The sequence below is a fragment of the Rhodococcus phenolicus genome (assembly GCF_001646785.1).
Lineage (GTDB): Bacteria > Actinomycetota > Actinomycetes > Mycobacteriales > Mycobacteriaceae > Rhodococcus > Rhodococcus phenolicus.
This window is the reverse complement of sequence record NZ_LRRH01000089.1, coordinates 1-14475: the sequence shown is the minus strand read 5'-3', so window position 1 is coordinate 14475 and position 14475 is coordinate 1. Positions and strand designations below refer to the sequence as shown.

Here is a 14475-nt window from a genome sequence, read left to right as displayed (position 1 = left end):
TGCTCGCGGGTGTGCTCAGCCTAGAAGGTGGGCGGCAGCGGTGGCGCCGGCCCCGTGGGCTGCGTCCCGCGCCTTGTCGGCCCAGTGCATCCACGCACCCGCCCCACGGGCCGGTTCCGTCCAGCCGTGCGTGGTGCGGACGATGCGGACACCGTCCTCGTCGAGCCAGCGTGCCACCAGTCCGATCTCCTCCACGGGTGCGCCCCGCAGCGGCGCGATCGTCGGCCGGACCGTCTCGGCTGCCGCCGCGATCGCCTCGACCACCGGCATCGGTGGCACGTGCCGCGCCGCGACCCCGGCCGATGCGAGCCTGCCGGCGCGGATCACGGCGAACTCCCATCCGCCCTCGGATCGCGGTTTCGCCGCGATCAGCTCGTCGACGGATGCCAGCGCGGCCAGCCGCTGGGTGCGTCGCAGCGCCTTCACGACGGCGGCGGCGCGGTCGCGCAGTCGCGCAGCATTCTCGAACAGTTCGGCGCCGGCGAGTTCGGCGATGCGGTCGCGCAGCCGGTTCAGGGCGAGGTCGTCGCTGCCGCGCAACAGGTCGCGCGTGATCGCAACCTGCGCAGCGTATTCCTCGGCGGTCTGGATGCCGTGCGGGGCGGCGCTGCAGCCCCCGACCGACTCCGGTGGACATCGGTCGCCGTGCCTGCCGGTGCGAGCGATCCTGCGGGTACACGTCCGCAGCCCGCAGACCTCGGCGAGCGTCGCGGCGACCTCGGAGGCGGCGGTGCGAGCGGAGAACGGTCCGAGCGCGTCGGCACCCGGCGTGCGGTTCACCACCAGGCGGGGAAAGGCGTCGTCGGACAGGTTGATCCACCAGCCGCGCGTCGGGTACTTCGATCGGCGGTTGTACGGGGGAGTGTGCGCGGCGAGCAGGCGCAGTTCCCGGGCTCCGGCCTCGAGTCCGTGCGCGCATTCCACGTGGTCGATGCGGGTGGTCAGCGCGACCATCTCGCGCAGGCGCGGGCGGGTTTCGGAACCGGTGAAGTAGTTGCGGACGCGGCGGTGCAGGTTCACCGCGGTGCCGACGTAGAGCACCTCGTCGGAGGGGCCGCGGAACAGATAGACCCCCGGCCGGTGCGGTAGATGTGCCGCGAGCGACCGTTTGGCCCGCTGTTCGGAGGTGATCGCCGGAATGTAGTCGCGCAGTTCGGTGAGGCTGTGCACGCCCTGGTTCCCGACCCGTTCGATCAGCGCATGCAGCACGTCGACGGTGGCGCGGGCGTCGTCGAGGGCGCGGTGGGTCGGCTGGGTGGAGACCTGGAAGAGGGCGGCGAGCGCGGACAGCCGCACCGACGGCGCCTCGTCGCGGCCGAGCACCCGGCGGGCGAGTTTGACCGTGCACACCACCGGGAATCGTGGCCAGGCGGTGTCGTTGCGCGCTGCGGCCGCGCGCAGGAAGCCCATGTCGAATCCGGCGTTGTGGGCCACCAGTACCGAACCCGCCGCGAACTCGAGAAAGGAAGGCAGTACCTGTTCCATCCGCGGTGCCGCCCGCACCATCGCCGTGGTGATCCCGGTGAGTTCGACGATCGCCGGCGGAATGTCGCGGCCGGGATCGACGAGAGTGGCGAACTCGCCGATGACCTCGCCGCCGCGGACCTTGACTGCGCCGATCTCGGTGACGGCATCGTTCTCGGCGCTGCCCCCGGTGGTTTCGAGGTCGACGACGACGAACGTGGTGTCCCGCAACGGGGTGTCCAGTTCGTCGAAGGCGAGTTGGACGCCGGCCGGGTGCGCGGGGCCGGACCGGAGCGGGGACGTCATGGAGGTCAGGTTAGGAAGCGGCACCGACACCCTCGTGAACCGGGCTGTTCGATGCCCGCGCAAGGGCGAAGAGACGAGGATCACACTCCCGCTTCGGAAGGGGGTTCCGGGGCGAGTGTCCGGTCGCGGAATCGGACGTGATCGCGGCAGTGCGGCGGGTGGTCGCACGACGGGGGAGGTGTGGCGGAGGCGGCCCCGGCGGGTCGCGGTTTTCATGCCTTCCACCTGCGCGGACGGGGCCGCTGCGGTTCGGCCGCCCGGGTCGGGTTCTTCTGCCGCGGACGGGGTTTCCGGGGGTCTACGACGCCGGGTCGTTACCGGTTCGTGATCAAGCTGGCCCGGGCGGAGGTCGCGACTTACTCAAAACGGTCCAAACGGTCATTCGTCGCGCGGCACGGTCGACATCTGCCGATGCCGTTTCGTAATCTTCTCGAGACCAAGCGGAGAGTTTGCCGGCCCACCGGGCCGGAGCCGCTAGGCCACCGCCTAATCGGCGCACCCGAGACCGGGTGCCCGTGCCGGGGACCCACTCGTTACCTGGGGTGAATCCCCTCCGGTCGCGCCAGCGGCCGAGGGGTAGGGCTGATCTTCCCGGCCCGAACCCGTCAGCTAACTCGGTCGGCGGATGACGGAAGAAGGAGCAACACCCCCGTGGCGTCTCACAAGTCCACGCGCAACGTTCGTCGCGCTGTCGTCGCCGGAGCCCTCGCGCTCGGCGCAGTGACCCTCTCGGCCGGTCCCGCACTGGCCGACCCGATCAACATCCCCGGCATCGGCAACGTCGAGCTGCCCGCAGGCGTCACCCTGCCGCCGGAGATCACCAACCTCATCCCTCCGGCTCCCCAGGCTCCGGAGGCCGCGCCGGCGCAGTTCACCGCGCCCTTCACCTCGGTGGGTCAGCGCGCCGCCGACGCCGCCCAGACCAAGCTGGGAGCGCCCTACGTCTACGGCGCCACCGGCCCGAGCTCGTTCGACTGCTCCGGACTGGTGCAGTGGGCCTACAAGCAGGCCGGCCTGAACGTGCCGCGCACCAGCTACGAGCAGGCCGGCGCGGGCCGCGCCGTGTCGGTCGCCGAGCTGCTCCCGGGCGACGTCGTCTCGTTCTACGGCGGCAGCCACACCGGCATCTACGTCGGTGGCGGCAACATCGTGCACGCCTCGACCTCGGGTCAGCCGGTGAAGATCGCGCCCCTGAACTCGATGCCGGTCGACGGCGCGCGCCGCTTCTGACCGCGTAGCGAATCGGTCCGCGAGGGTGGTCCGGCTTCCGAGCCGGTACCACCCTCGCGGCGTTTCCGCATCCGGTGGCCGCGGCTACTGCCGGGTAGACACAAACCTATGCCGTTCCGTAACCTGATCGAGATCTTTGGGGAAAGGACGTCGCTCTCGTGGTTTTCGACTGGACGAAGCGGACGCTGCGCACCGGGCTCGCAGCCGCGGTACTCCTCGCAGTGGGCCTGACCGCCACTCCCGCGGTCGCCGACCCGGCCGTCGACAATCCCACCGCCGCCCTCGAACACCTCGCCGATCTGTCCCGCAGATCCGAACAGACCAACGAGGCGATCCACAACGCCGGCATCGATCTCGATGCCAAACTGAACGCGGAACACGACGCCGACGCGCGCCTGGCCGCCGACCGCGACGTGCTCGCCCTCGCCCGGGCCGAGGTCGATCGCTTCAGGCCCACGATCGACAAGCTCGCGGCCGCGAACTACCGCGGCGCCCGCACCAACCGGCTGTACTCGGTGCTCGTCAGCGATTCCCCACAGCAACTGCTCGACCAGATGTCGGCGCTGGGCGTCATCGCCCAGCAGACCTCCGACGACGTCGAGGGATACCGCGTCGCCAACAACGCAGCGGCGGAGGCCGCAGCCGCATCCGAACGTTCCGCCGATGCCGCCCGGGCCGCCGCCGAGCAGGCACAGGCACTGCGCGACGACCTCGAGCGGCAGCGAGCCGACCTGCAGAAGCAGATCGACGACGTGTACGCCGCGTTCGCCGAGCTGAGCGACGACGAGAAGGCCGTGCTCGCCGGCACCCCCTTCCCGCCCGGCCTCGACGCCGCGACGGTCCTGTCCAAGCTCGCTCCGGGAACCGGGTCCGCCGCCCTCCGGGCCGCGATGACCCGCATCGGCGACCCCTACGTGTGGGGCGCAACCGGTCCGGACCAGTTCGACTGCTCCGGGCTCGTGGTGTGGGCATACCGGCAGGTCGGCAAGAACCTGCCGCGGTCCAGTCAGGCCCAGGCCCAGGGCGGCACCCCCGTCTCGCGCGACCAGCTGCAGCCCGGCGACGTGGTGATCTTCTACGACGACGCGTCCCACGTTGGCCTGTACGCCGGCGACGGCAACATCGTGCACGCGTCGACGTTCGGTGTTCCCGTGAAGATCCAGTCGATGGACAGCTTCCCGTTCCACAGCGCCCGGCGTTACTGAGAACCCGCTCGGCTGACATCACTGCTCACCGGGGACGCGGCATACACTTTCCGCCGTGCCCGGATCCTCACCCTCGACGCGACAGTCCGCGCCCCGGCGCTGGGAACGGCTCGCGACGGTCGGGCTCGCCGGTGTCGTAGCCGTCGTCACGCTGCTGGTGCTCTTCGCTCCGGAGGCCGCGAACCCGGAACCCGGAGCGGCCGACCCACAACGCGACGAACTCCAGTCACTGCTGGACACATGGGCGGCCGCGGTCCGGAGCGCCGACCCGGACACGCTGCGCACGGTCCTCGACGAACAGGCCCGCCCCGGCCTCCTCGACGCGGAACTGCGGAGGGCCGACGCGCTGTCCCGGGTCCCGCTCGCCGACTGGGGTTACGAGCTGAGCCCCGACCCCGCCGCGCCCGTTGCGCCCGGCATCGCCGCGCGGCTCGGCTCGGCGGAGGCGCAGACCCGCAGCGTCTACCTGCGCTACGCGATCGACGGAATCGATCCCGGACCCACCCGCAAACCGGTCACCGTCGTCGTCGTGCGCCGCGACGACGGCTGGCACCTCGTCGACGACGAACCCGGACCCGGCCGGGACACGTGGCGCGGACCGTGGGACTTCGGACCCCTCGTCGTCGAGCCCGTCGACCGACCCGCCGGCACGAGATCGCTGGTGATCGGTCATCCGGAACAGAAGGATCTGATCGACGCCATCGCGCGGGAGATGGAATCGGCGGTCGACGCCGTCGACCAGGTGTGGGGAGAAGACTGGTCGCGCCGCGGTCTCGTGCTCGTCACCGCCTCCCACGACGAGTTCACGCAGCAGGTCGGTGACCGCCACAACGGTGACGGCATCGCAGCGGTCGCGGTGTCCGACGCGGTCGATCCACGCGCGGGCAGCGTCACCGGACAGCGCATCGTCTTCAGTCCGGCCGCCGGCGACAGGCTCACCGACGACGGCCTGCGCACCGTCCTACGGCACGAACTCACCCACGTCGCCGCCCGGGCACACACCGTCGACGGCTCACCGCTGTGGATGCTCGAGGGATACGCCGACTACATCGGGTACCGCGGTACGGACCAGGATCTCCGCCGGACGGCACCGACCCTCGCCGACACCGTGAGCCGGGACGGTACCCCGGCCGCGCTGCCGGACGACGCCGAGTTCACCGGCGAACGATCACTGCTCGCCTACGAGACGGCATGGTCGCTCGCCGCCTACACCGCCGACGACTACGGTCCCGCGCGCCTGACCGAACTGTATCGGCGTCTCGCCCGCGGTCCGATCGAAGGAGCCGGGCTCGACGCCGCGCTCGGGGACGTGCTCGGCACCGACACCGGCACATTCGTCGCTGCGTGGGGGAGCTGGGTCGACGCCCGCCTCGCCGTGCCCGCACGGTGACGTTCGGCGTGCTCGCGCGGTGACGTTCGGCGTGCCCGCACGGTGACGTTCGGCGTGCCCGCACGGTGACGTTCGGCGTGCTCGCACGGTGACCCGCTCACGCGACCGTCGGCCCCGCACCGATACGGTGAGCGTCATGCCCCGAACATTGTTGGTGACGAACGACTTTCCGCCCCGACCCGGCGGTATCCAGTCCTACCTGCAGTCGTTCGCGGCGCAACTGCCCGCCGAGGACCTCGTGGTCTACGCACCCCGGTGGCGCGGCGACAGTCACCGGAAGTTCGATGCCCGGCAGCCGTTCGAGGTGGTGCGCCACCCCACCACCCTGATGCTGCCCACCCCGATGGTGGCGCGCCGCGCGACCCGGTTGCTCACCGAGCGCGGCTGCGACAGTGTCTGGTTCGGGGCCGCTGCACCACTGGCCCTGCTCGCTCCGGTACTCCGGCGTGCCGGGGCCAGGAACATCGTGGCCAGCACCCACGGGCACGAGGTCGGGTGGTCGATGCTGCCCGGCGCGCGCGGCGCGCTGCGTCGGATCGGGGACGGCACCGACACCGTCACGTTCGTCTCCCGGTACACCCGTGGCCGGTTCGCATCCGCGTTCGGGCCGGATGCCGGCCTCGAGCATCTGCCCTCCGGCGTGGACACCGACGTGTTCCGGCCCGATCCGGCCGCCCGCGCCGAATTGCGTGCCCGATACCGGCTCGGCGATCGGCCCACCGTGCTGTGCCTGTCCCGGCTGGTACCCCGCAAGGGGCAGGACATGCTGATCCGCGCGCTGCCGCGCATCCGCCGTCGCATCGACGGGGCAGTGCTGGTGATCGTCGGCGGCGGCCCCTACGAGGGTCGTCTGCGCGAGCTGGTCCGGGAGGTCGGCGTCGACGAGCACGTCGTGATCACCGGCGGAGTCCCCGCGGCGGAACTCGCCGCGCACCACACCGTCGCCGACGTCTTCGCCATGCCCTGCCGGACCCGCGGCGCAGGCCTCGACGTCGAAGGGCTCGGCATCGTCTACCTCGAGGCGTCCGCGACCGGTGTCCCCGTCGTGGCCGGACGATCCGGCGGCGCCCCCGAGACGGTGCGGGACGGGGAAACCGGCCGGGTCGTCGACGGCACGAACGTCTCGGAGATCGCCGACACGATCGCCGATGTACTCGCCGACCGCGACCGTGCCGCCGCGATTGGCGCCGCCGGCCGGGCCTGGGTGGGAGCCGAGTGGCGATGGGACACCCTGGGCGCGAAGCTGCGCCGGATACTCGGCTGACCCCGCAGCGGGCCGGGCGCGGCGATATGTGAAGCTGTCCCCGTGAGCAGCATTCAGGTGTCGGACCAGACCTTCATCGCCGCGGCGCCCGAGCACATCGCGGCGGCCGTCGCGCGGCCCGACCGGTGGCGCGCCTGGTGGCCCGATCTGGCCTTCACGGTCCGGGAGGATCGCGGCGAGAAGGGAATTCGCTGGGCGGTCACCGGCCCGCTGAACGGCACGATGGAAGTGTGGCTCGAGGAGATGCTCGACGGCGCGATCGTCCACTACTTCCTGCACTGCGAGCCGACCGGTGTCGCGCCGGACCGGGTCGGGCAGCTCGATCTCGCGACACTGAACCACGAACGCCGGGTCGCCGGAAAGAAGATGACCTTCGAGATCAAGCGGCAACTCGAGGCCGGCCGGGCCGCGGGAGAGCCCCCGCAGGACCGACCGATCGGTCGGTGACGGCCGCGACCGTTACGGTGTGGGGACAGACAACCGTCCCGGGGATGTGGGGCCGGGCGGAACAGACGGAAAGGAAGCGTCATCGCATGGCCGAGAAGACCAAGCGGTCGATCACCATCGCTGCTCCGGCCGATCGGGTGATGTCCGTGATCGCGGATTTCGACGAGTACCCGACCTGGGTCGAGGCGGCGAAATCGGTCGAGGTGCTCGACACATTCCCGGACGGTCGCGCCGAGCGGGTCCGGTTCGTGCTCGACGCGGGCATCGTGAAGGACACCTACGTGCTGCGGTACGTGTGGGCACCGGACGGGCGTTCGGTGAGCTGGGAACTCGAATCCGGCGAGATCCAGAAGGCGCAGTCCGGGACGTACGCGCTGTCGGACGCACCGGACGGCGGCACGACCGTCGACTACGAACTGACGGTCGACCTGACCATCCCGATGATCGGCCTGTTCAAGCGCAAGGCCGAGAAGGTGATCACCGACACCGCGCTCAAGGAACTCAAGAAGCAGGTCGAGGGCTGAGCGGGCACGAAGACCACCCCGCGACCCGCCTGCGGCTGTTCATCGGCAAGGGCGGCGCCGGGACGAGCACGCTGGCCGCGGCCACCGCGGTCGCGACCGCGAGCCCGCAGCGCCCCGTGCTGCTGGTGTCGCTGGACCAGGCACCGGCGCTCGCGGACGTGTTCGGGCTCGAGCGCGCGCCCGGCGTGATCCGGTCCGTCACCGACGGGCTGGACATCCTGGAGATCGACTCGCTCACCCTGCTGGAACGGCGTTTCGCGGCATTGACGACGCTTCTCGCCGCGGCGGGTGCCGGGCACGAGCACTCCGCCGGGTTCGCGCTGCCCGCGCCGGAGGAGATCACCGGGATGCCGGGCGTCCAGGAGGTGCTCGCCCTCCACGAGATCGCGCGGCTCGTCGCCGACGACCCGCGGCGCACCGTCGTCGTCGACTGCCCGTCGGCGTCCGCGGCCTTCGGCACCCTGGCGGCGCCGCGAATGGCAGCGGACTATGTCGAACGAATCTGGCCGCAGCACAGCCGCATCGAGGCAGCCACCGGCCCTGATCTGCGCCTCGGACTCGTCGTGGCGCTGTTCGACCGGATGCTGGACCGGATCGGGGAGATCCGGGATCTGCTCGCGGACCGGACGCGCACGTCGGTGACCCTCGTCGGAACCGCGGACCGGGTCGGCGCCGCCGAACTGCGCCGGCTCCGGTCGTGGACGGCGCTGTCCGGGCTGCGCCTCGACAGCGTGATCGTCAACGGCCTCGTCCCCGACTTCGGTGCCGGCACCGGGTCCGCCGCGGACTGGCTCGACGCGCAGCGCAGGGCACAGCGGGCGGTCCTCGCCGAGATCGTCTCCACGTTCGGGAACGTCCCGGTCCTCGAATGCGAACGCCTCGCCACGGAACCGGTAGGGTTGACATCTCTCGGGATGTTCGCGCAGGCGCTGTGCCGGGAGGATCGGGACCTTCGGGAGGCGCACGCCGACGACACGGACCCGGTGCGGGTGCAGCACGAATCGGGGACGGGGGTGGATTCGGTGTACACGATGCGGATGCATCTTCCGCTGGCAGATCCGGCGACCTTGACCTTGGGTCGCGTCGACGACGATCTCGTCGTCGGAGCGGACGGGATCCGCCGTCGCGTCCGCCTCGCCTCGGGTCTGCGGCGCTGTACCGTGTCCGGCGCCGAGTTCGACGGCGGTGACCTGCTCGTACGGTTCGTGCCGGATCCGGCGGTGTGGCCGCAGTGAGTTCAGAACACGACGCCCTCGTCGCCGAACTGCGACTGCTCGCCGAGGCCGTCCTCGACCGCGTCGATCTTGCCGTCCAGCAGTATGCGGCCGCGCAGCACCCCGACCCGGAGGACACCGGTGCCGCAGGGGCGGGGGACACGGGGCCGTCCGGCGGTTGCGCATGGTGCCCGGTCTGCGCGCTCGGGGCACTGGTGCGCGGCGAACCCCACGAGCTGCTCACCCGGCTCGCCACCCAGATCGCCGCGATCATCGCGCTGATCCGCGAACTGCTCGCCCGCTATCTTCCGCCGCCCCCCGCCGGTCCCGCCGGGCCGGACCCGGCTCCGCCGCCCGGACCGACGGACCGAGGTGGCGGCTTCGTGTCCATCCCGGTCACGATCCGCCCCTGAACCTCGGGGAATCGAGATGGCAGCACCGGAACGGCTGACGATCGGGATCGACGTGGGCGGCACCAGCATCCGTGCCGCGGTCGTGGACGGCTCGGGAACCATCGTCGACTCGGTGCGTGCCGCGACCCCCGCCTCGGCCGAGGCACTCGAGGACTCGCTCGAACGCGCGGTCCGTTACCTGGCCGGCCGGAACGACGTGGCAGCGGTCGGACTCGCCGTCGCGGGCTTCCTCGCCGTCGATCGCCGCACCGTGCTGTTCGCGCCGCACCTGGCCTGGGTGGACGCGCCGGTCGCGGAGCGGCTCACCGACCGGTTCGGGTTACCGGTCGTCCTCGAACACGACGCCAACGCCGCGGCCTGGGCCGAACACCGGTTCGGTGCCGCAGCCGGTGGACACATCGTGGTCCTCGTCGCGATCGGCACCGGCATCGGGGCGGCGCTGCTCCTCGACGGACGCATCTACCGCGGCGCGCACGGGGTGGCTCCGGAACTCGGGCACCTGCAGCTGGTTCCGGACGGCCGGGCGTGCGCCTGCGGCAAACGCGGATGCTGGGAGCGGTACTGCAGCGGTACCGCACTCGTGGACACCGCGGTCGATCTGCTGCCCACGGTCCGCGGCCGGTCCCTGCTCGCCCGCGAGGCCGCCGCCGATCCCGGGTCGCTCACCGGCCGCCGTATCGCCGGTGCCGCCCAGGACGGGGACGCCCTCGCGGTCGCCGCGATGGCCGAGTTCTCCCGCTGGCTCGGCATCGGACTGGCGGCCGTCGCGGATATCTACGATCCCGAACTCGTCGTGATCGCCGGGGGCGTGTCCGGCTCGGCGTCGCTGTTCCTCGACGATGCCCGCGACCACTACGCCGCTTCGCTCACCGGAGCCGGGCACCGCCCGCTCGCGCGGATCCGTGCCGCGCACCTGGGAGATTCGGCGGGTCTGATCGGGGCGGCGGACCTCGCGCGGGGGCCGTCCCACGCCGGCCGGATCGGCCCCTCCGACTGAGATGCTGGTCACGTCCGCCGGTGTGACCCCGCGTGTGCGACGGCCACAGTGTGCACGCCGACACCGCGTGGACGTAGAGTCGATCGTCAAGCGCGTCGTGGTGGTGCGGGCGGGATCAGGAAGGGAAGCCATGTGGTACTGGCTGTTCAAGTACGTTCTGCTGGGGCCGCTGCTGTCTCTGATGGGACGCCCGAAAATCGAAGGCGGAGAGAACATTCCGTCGGACGGCGCGGCGATTCTCGCGAGTAATCATCAGGCCGTGCTCGATTCGTTCTTCCTGCCGTTGATGGTGCGCCGCCGCATCACCTTCCTCGCGAAGAGCGAGTACTTCACCGGAACCGGCCTCAAGGGAGGCTTCCAACGCTGGTTCTTCTCCGCCGTCGGCCAGGTCCCCATCGACCGCACCGGCGCCGACGCCGCGCAGGACGCCCTCAACGCGGGCGTGCGGGTGCTCGACCAGGGCAAGCTGCTCGGCATCTACCCGGAGGGCACCCGCTCGCCCGACGGCCGGCTGTACAAGGGCAAGACCGGGATGGCGCGCCTCGCCCTGGAAACCGGTGTCAAGGTCATTCCCGTCGCGATGATCGGGACCGACAAGATGAACCCGATCGGCTCGAAGATGTGGCGGCCGGCGAAGATCACCGTCCGGATCGGGGAACCGATCGACTTCTCCCGTTTCGAGGGCATGGGCGGCAACCGCTTCGTCGAGCGCACCGTCACCGACGAGGTGATGTACGCACTGATGCAGCTCTCCGGGCAGGAGTACGTCGACATCTACGCGGCGACCCTGAAGAAGACCACCGAGCCGAAGACCGCCTCCGCCGCGGCGGGCGCCGAGGAGAACACCACCACACCGCCGCCCGCGGTTCCCGACGCAGACCGGCTCCCCGACACGCAGGCAGGCTGAAACCGGCCAGGGCAGCCGCCGGGCTCGGTGGGACCGGAAAGCCCGAGCCGAAGCATTGCCGCCCGCACCCATCGGGCATAATGTCCGCACGTGCGTTACTTCTACGACTGCGAGTTCATCGAGGATGGCCGGACCATCGAGCTCGTGTCGATCGGTGTTGCCTGCGAGGACGGCCGTGAGTTCTACGCGGTGTCCACCGAGTTCGATCCCGAGCGCGCCGGACCCTGGGTGCGGCGCAACGTGCTGCCGAAACTTCCCCCCGATGCGCACCCCGCGTGGAAGTCGCGGTCGAAGATCCGCGACGACCTGCTCGCGTTCCTGATCCCCAGGCCCGGTATCCAGCCCGAATTGTGGGCCTGGATCGGCGCTTACGACCACGTCGTCCTCGCGCAGCTGTGGGGCACCATGCCCGAGCTGCCCGATTCCCTGCCGCGCTTCACCCGCGAACTGCGCCAGCACTGGGAACAGCACGGACGCCCGCTGCTGCCCCCGGTGCCCGACGACAACCACGACGCGCTCGCCGACGCGCGCCACAACCTTGCCAAGTTCGAGGCGATCGAGGCGGCCCGCCGCACACGGTGAACTCCCCGGTTTCGGGGGTGCGTGACCTCCGGCCGCAAAGGGCAATATCCTGGTGGGCGTGAACTGGACTGTCGACGTGCCGATCGACCGCTTGCCCGAACTGCCCCCGCTGCCGGACGAGATGCGCGAGCAGCTCGACGCCGCCCTCGCCAAGCCGGCGCTGCAGCAGCCGAACTGGCCGCAGGACCAGGCGTCGGCGATGCGCACCGTGCTCGAGAGCGTGCCGCCCATCACCGTGCCCCGCGAGGTCGTCGAGCTGCAGGACCAGCTCGCCGCTGTGGCCCGCGGCGAAGCCTTCCTGCTGCAGGGCGGGGACTGCGCCGAGACGTTCGCCGACAACACCGAACCCCACATCAAGGGCAATATCCGCACACTGCTGCAGATGGCCGTCGTCCTCACCTACGGTGCGTCGCTGCCGGTCGTGAAGGTCGCGCGGATCGCCGGGCAGTACGCCAAGCCCCGCTCCTCGGACACCGACGCGCTGGGCCTGCCGTCCTACCGCGGTGACATGGTCAACTCGATCGTGGCCGACGCGTCGGTCCGTCACCACGACCCGTCCCGCCTGGTCCGCGCGTACGCCAACGCCAGCGCCGCGATGAACCTCGTGCGCGCGATCACCTCCGGTGGCGAAGCCGACCTGCACCGCGTCCACGACTGGAACCGGGAGTTCGTGTCGAAATCCCCGGCCGGCGCCCGGTACGAGGCGCTCGCCTCGGAGATCGACCGCGGCCTGCGCTTCATGGACGCGTGCGGCGTCGTCGACCCGAACCTGCGCGCCGCGACGATCTACGCGAGCCACGAGGCTCTCGTGCTCGACTACGAGCGCGCCATGCTGCGCCTGGACGAGTCCGACGGCCACCCGCGCCTGTACGACCTGTCCGCCCACTTCCTGTGGATCGGCGACCGCACCCGTCAGCTCGACGGCGCGCACATCGCCTTCGCGGAACTGCTCTCCAACCCGATCGGCCTCAAGATCGGACCGAGCACGACCCCGGACCAGGCGGCCGAGTACGTCGAACGGCTCGACCCGACCAACAAGCCTGGCCGGCTGACCCTGATCTCGCGCATGGGGCACTCCAAGGTGCGCGACCTGTTGCCCGCGATCATCGAGAAGGTCCAGGCCACCGGTCACCAGGTGATCTGGCAGTGCGACCCGATGCACGGCAACACCCACGAGTCGTCCACCGGCTACAAGACCCGTCACTTCGACCGCATCGTCGACGAGGTCCAGGGATTCTTCGAGGTGCACAACGCGCTGGGCACCCATCCGGGTGGCATCCACGTCGAACTCACCGGTGAGAACGTCACCGAGTGCCTCGGCGGCGCCCAGGACATCTCCGACGTGGATCTGCACGGCCGCTACGAGACGGCCTGCGATCCGCGCCTGAACACCCAGCAGTCCATCGAACTGGCGTTCCTCGTCGCCGAGATGCTCCGCGGCTGACGCGAGCCCTCGACGTCCCGGCCCCGGCGCACGCGCGCCGGGGCCGGCTCGTCACGGGGGAGCCGTCCGCGATCAGGGGAGAGCGGTCAACGTCACGGTGCCGCCCGGTTCCACCCGGTCTCCGGCACCGGGGCTCTGCCCGATCACCACCGACCGGTCCGTGTCCGCGACCTGACGTACCTCGACCTCGAAGCCGAGGCGTTCGAGCTCGTTGCGGGCCGCCGTCACCGACCGCCCCAGGAGCGAGGGAACCTTCACGGCGTTCGACACGAGCAGGGTGACGCTGCTTCCGGCACCGACCTCGGTGCCCGTCGCCGGATCGGTCCCCGACACCCGGCCGGCCTCGACGTTCGGGTCGAAGACCTCCCTGGTGTCGACGACGGTCAGACCGGCGTCCTCGAGCTGGGACCGCGCCGCGTCCGGCTTCTTGCCCGACACGTCGGGCATCTCCACCGGCGCGGAGCCCTTGCTGACGATCACCTTCACCTGCGAACCGACCGCCAGCTCGGTACCGGGGCCCGGATCGAGGGCGGCGACCCCGCCCTCGGGGACGGTGTTGCTGAAGGCCGTGCCGCCGTCGACGGGCTCGAACGTGCGCCGGCGCAGCTCGTCCTCAACGGTCGCGCGGTCGCCCCCGCCGGGCAGCTTGGGCACGGTAGGCCTGCCCAGCGACACCAGCAGCGCGACCGTCTCCCCGTCGCCGACCCGTTCACCGGCGACGGGGTCGGTACCAAGCACCGCGTCCACCGGAGCTTCGTCGGAGTACTCACCGCGAATCTCGTTCGGCACACCCGCGGCCTCCAGCGCGGTCACCGCAGCGGCCCTGTCCAGCCCGGTGATCGTCGGCACCGTGGCCAGCCGACCCGCACCGAGCCACCATCCGCCGTAGCCGAGGAGCAGCGCGACGACCAGGATCGCGACGATCCAGCCGAGCGTCCTGCGGCGCTGGGTGCGCCGTTCGAGCGCGTAGTCGGGCCGCGACGGCGGCGCCGGCGCGAACTCGCGCGGCTGCTGCTGGGTCACGGCACGGGTGTGCTGCGTCGTCACGGGCACGGGCACGGGCGCGGGCGCGGCGGGGCCGGGGGCCG

General features: G+C 71.2%; 14 protein-coding genes and 1 riboswitch. Of the genes, 12 read left to right on the top strand and 2 right to left on the bottom strand.

Going from position 1 to position 14475, the window contains the following annotated elements; genetic code table 11:
- Positions 1–15: 15 nt before the first annotated feature.
- Entirely contained in the window at positions 16–1770 is a 1755-nt protein-coding gene (locus tag A8G15_RS23035) for a DEDD exonuclease domain-containing protein (RefSeq protein WP_068165134.1), read from the bottom strand.
- A 473-nt stretch (positions 1771–2243) separates the two neighbouring features.
- Positions 2244–2410: riboswitch (cyclic di-AMP (ydaO/yuaA leader) on the top strand.
- Positions 2411–2421: 11 nt separating this feature from the next.
- Between A8G15_RS23035 and A8G15_RS23030 the strand changes: the two genes are divergently transcribed.
- From A8G15_RS23030 to A8G15_RS22975, 12 genes are all read left to right on the top strand, one after another.
- The gene (locus A8G15_RS23030; RefSeq protein ID WP_068165089.1) at positions 2422–3000 is read left to right on the top strand and encodes a C40 family peptidase; all 579 of its coding nucleotides are present in this window, start codon (positions 2422–2424) and stop codon (positions 2998–3000) included.
- 158 nt (positions 3001–3158) lie between these two features.
- Entirely contained in the window at positions 3159–4205 is a 1047-nt protein-coding gene (locus A8G15_RS23025) for a C40 family peptidase (RefSeq protein ID WP_068165088.1), read from the top strand.
- A gap of 55 nt (positions 4206–4260) precedes the next feature.
- On the top strand, positions 4261–5595 hold the full coding sequence (locus A8G15_RS23020; RefSeq protein ID WP_068165086.1) for a hypothetical protein: 1335 nt from the start codon (positions 4261–4263) through the stop codon (positions 5593–5595).
- Between the two features lie 136 nt (positions 5596–5731).
- Positions 5732–6859 carry a glycosyltransferase family 4 protein gene (locus tag A8G15_RS23015; protein WP_068165084.1) on the top strand — a complete coding sequence of 376 codons (1128 nt, stop codon included), beginning with the start codon at positions 5732–5734 and terminating at the stop codon, positions 6857–6859.
- Between the two features lie 42 nt (positions 6860–6901).
- Complete coding sequence (locus A8G15_RS23010; RefSeq protein WP_068165083.1) at positions 6902–7306, top strand: polyketide cyclase / dehydrase and lipid transport; 405 nt, start codon at positions 6902–6904, stop codon at positions 7304–7306.
- 86 nt (positions 7307–7392) lie between these two features.
- Positions 7393–7830 carry an SRPBCC family protein gene (locus tag A8G15_RS23005; protein WP_068165132.1) on the top strand — a complete coding sequence of 146 codons (438 nt, stop codon included), beginning with the start codon at positions 7393–7395 and terminating at the stop codon, positions 7828–7830.
- Entirely contained in the window at positions 7827–9065 is a 1239-nt protein-coding gene (locus A8G15_RS23000) for an ArsA family ATPase (protein WP_281180745.1), read from the top strand. The genes A8G15_RS23005 and A8G15_RS23000 overlap by 4 nt, the downstream gene beginning before the upstream one ends.
- Positions 9062–9457 (top strand): hypothetical protein, encoded by a 396-nt coding sequence (locus A8G15_RS22995; protein WP_156665528.1) that lies wholly within the window; start codon positions 9062–9064, stop codon positions 9455–9457. The genes A8G15_RS23000 and A8G15_RS22995 overlap by 4 nt, the downstream gene beginning before the upstream one ends.
- Positions 9458–9473: 16 nt before the next feature.
- Positions 9474–10454: an ROK family protein gene (locus tag A8G15_RS22990; protein WP_068165078.1), complete on the top strand. Its 981-nt coding sequence runs from the start codon at positions 9474–9476 to the stop codon at positions 10452–10454.
- Between the two features lie 130 nt (positions 10455–10584).
- Positions 10585–11361: a lysophospholipid acyltransferase family protein gene (locus A8G15_RS22985; RefSeq protein ID WP_068165128.1), complete on the top strand. Its 777-nt coding sequence runs from the start codon at positions 10585–10587 to the stop codon at positions 11359–11361.
- A gap of 90 nt (positions 11362–11451) precedes the next feature.
- Positions 11452–11943 carry a polyadenylate-specific 3'-exoribonuclease AS gene (locus tag A8G15_RS22980; RefSeq protein WP_068165077.1) on the top strand — a complete coding sequence of 164 codons (492 nt, stop codon included), beginning with the start codon at positions 11452–11454 and terminating at the stop codon, positions 11941–11943.
- A gap of 58 nt (positions 11944–12001) precedes the next feature.
- Positions 12002–13387: a class II 3-deoxy-7-phosphoheptulonate synthase gene (locus A8G15_RS22975; RefSeq protein ID WP_068165126.1), complete on the top strand. Its 1386-nt coding sequence runs from the start codon at positions 12002–12004 to the stop codon at positions 13385–13387.
- Positions 13388–13459: 72 nt separating this feature from the next.
- Here the strand turns inward: A8G15_RS22975 and A8G15_RS22970 are convergent.
- The coding region (locus tag A8G15_RS22970) for a Stk1 family PASTA domain-containing Ser/Thr kinase (protein WP_156665527.1) at positions 13460–14475 on the bottom strand (1016 nt) is incomplete at its 5' end.

What these genes read in the sequence shown, in the direction of transcription:
- A8G15_RS23035 (WP_068165134.1), bottom strand. Translation starts at nt 1,770, where the DNA reads ATGACGTCCCCGCTCCGGTCCGGCCCCGCGCACCCGGCCGGCGTCCAA.
- A8G15_RS23015 (WP_068165084.1), top strand. Translation starts at nt 5,732, where the DNA reads ATGCCCCGAACATTGTTGGTGACGAACGACTTTCCGCCCCGACCCGGC.
- A8G15_RS23005 (WP_068165132.1), top strand. Translation starts at nt 7,393, where the DNA reads ATGGCCGAGAAGACCAAGCGGTCGATCACCATCGCTGCTCCGGCCGAT.
- A8G15_RS22990 (WP_068165078.1), top strand. Translation starts at nt 9,474, where the DNA reads ATGGCAGCACCGGAACGGCTGACGATCGGGATCGACGTGGGCGGCACC.
- A8G15_RS22985 (WP_068165128.1), top strand. Translation starts at nt 10,585, where the DNA reads ATGTGGTACTGGCTGTTCAAGTACGTTCTGCTGGGGCCGCTGCTGTCT.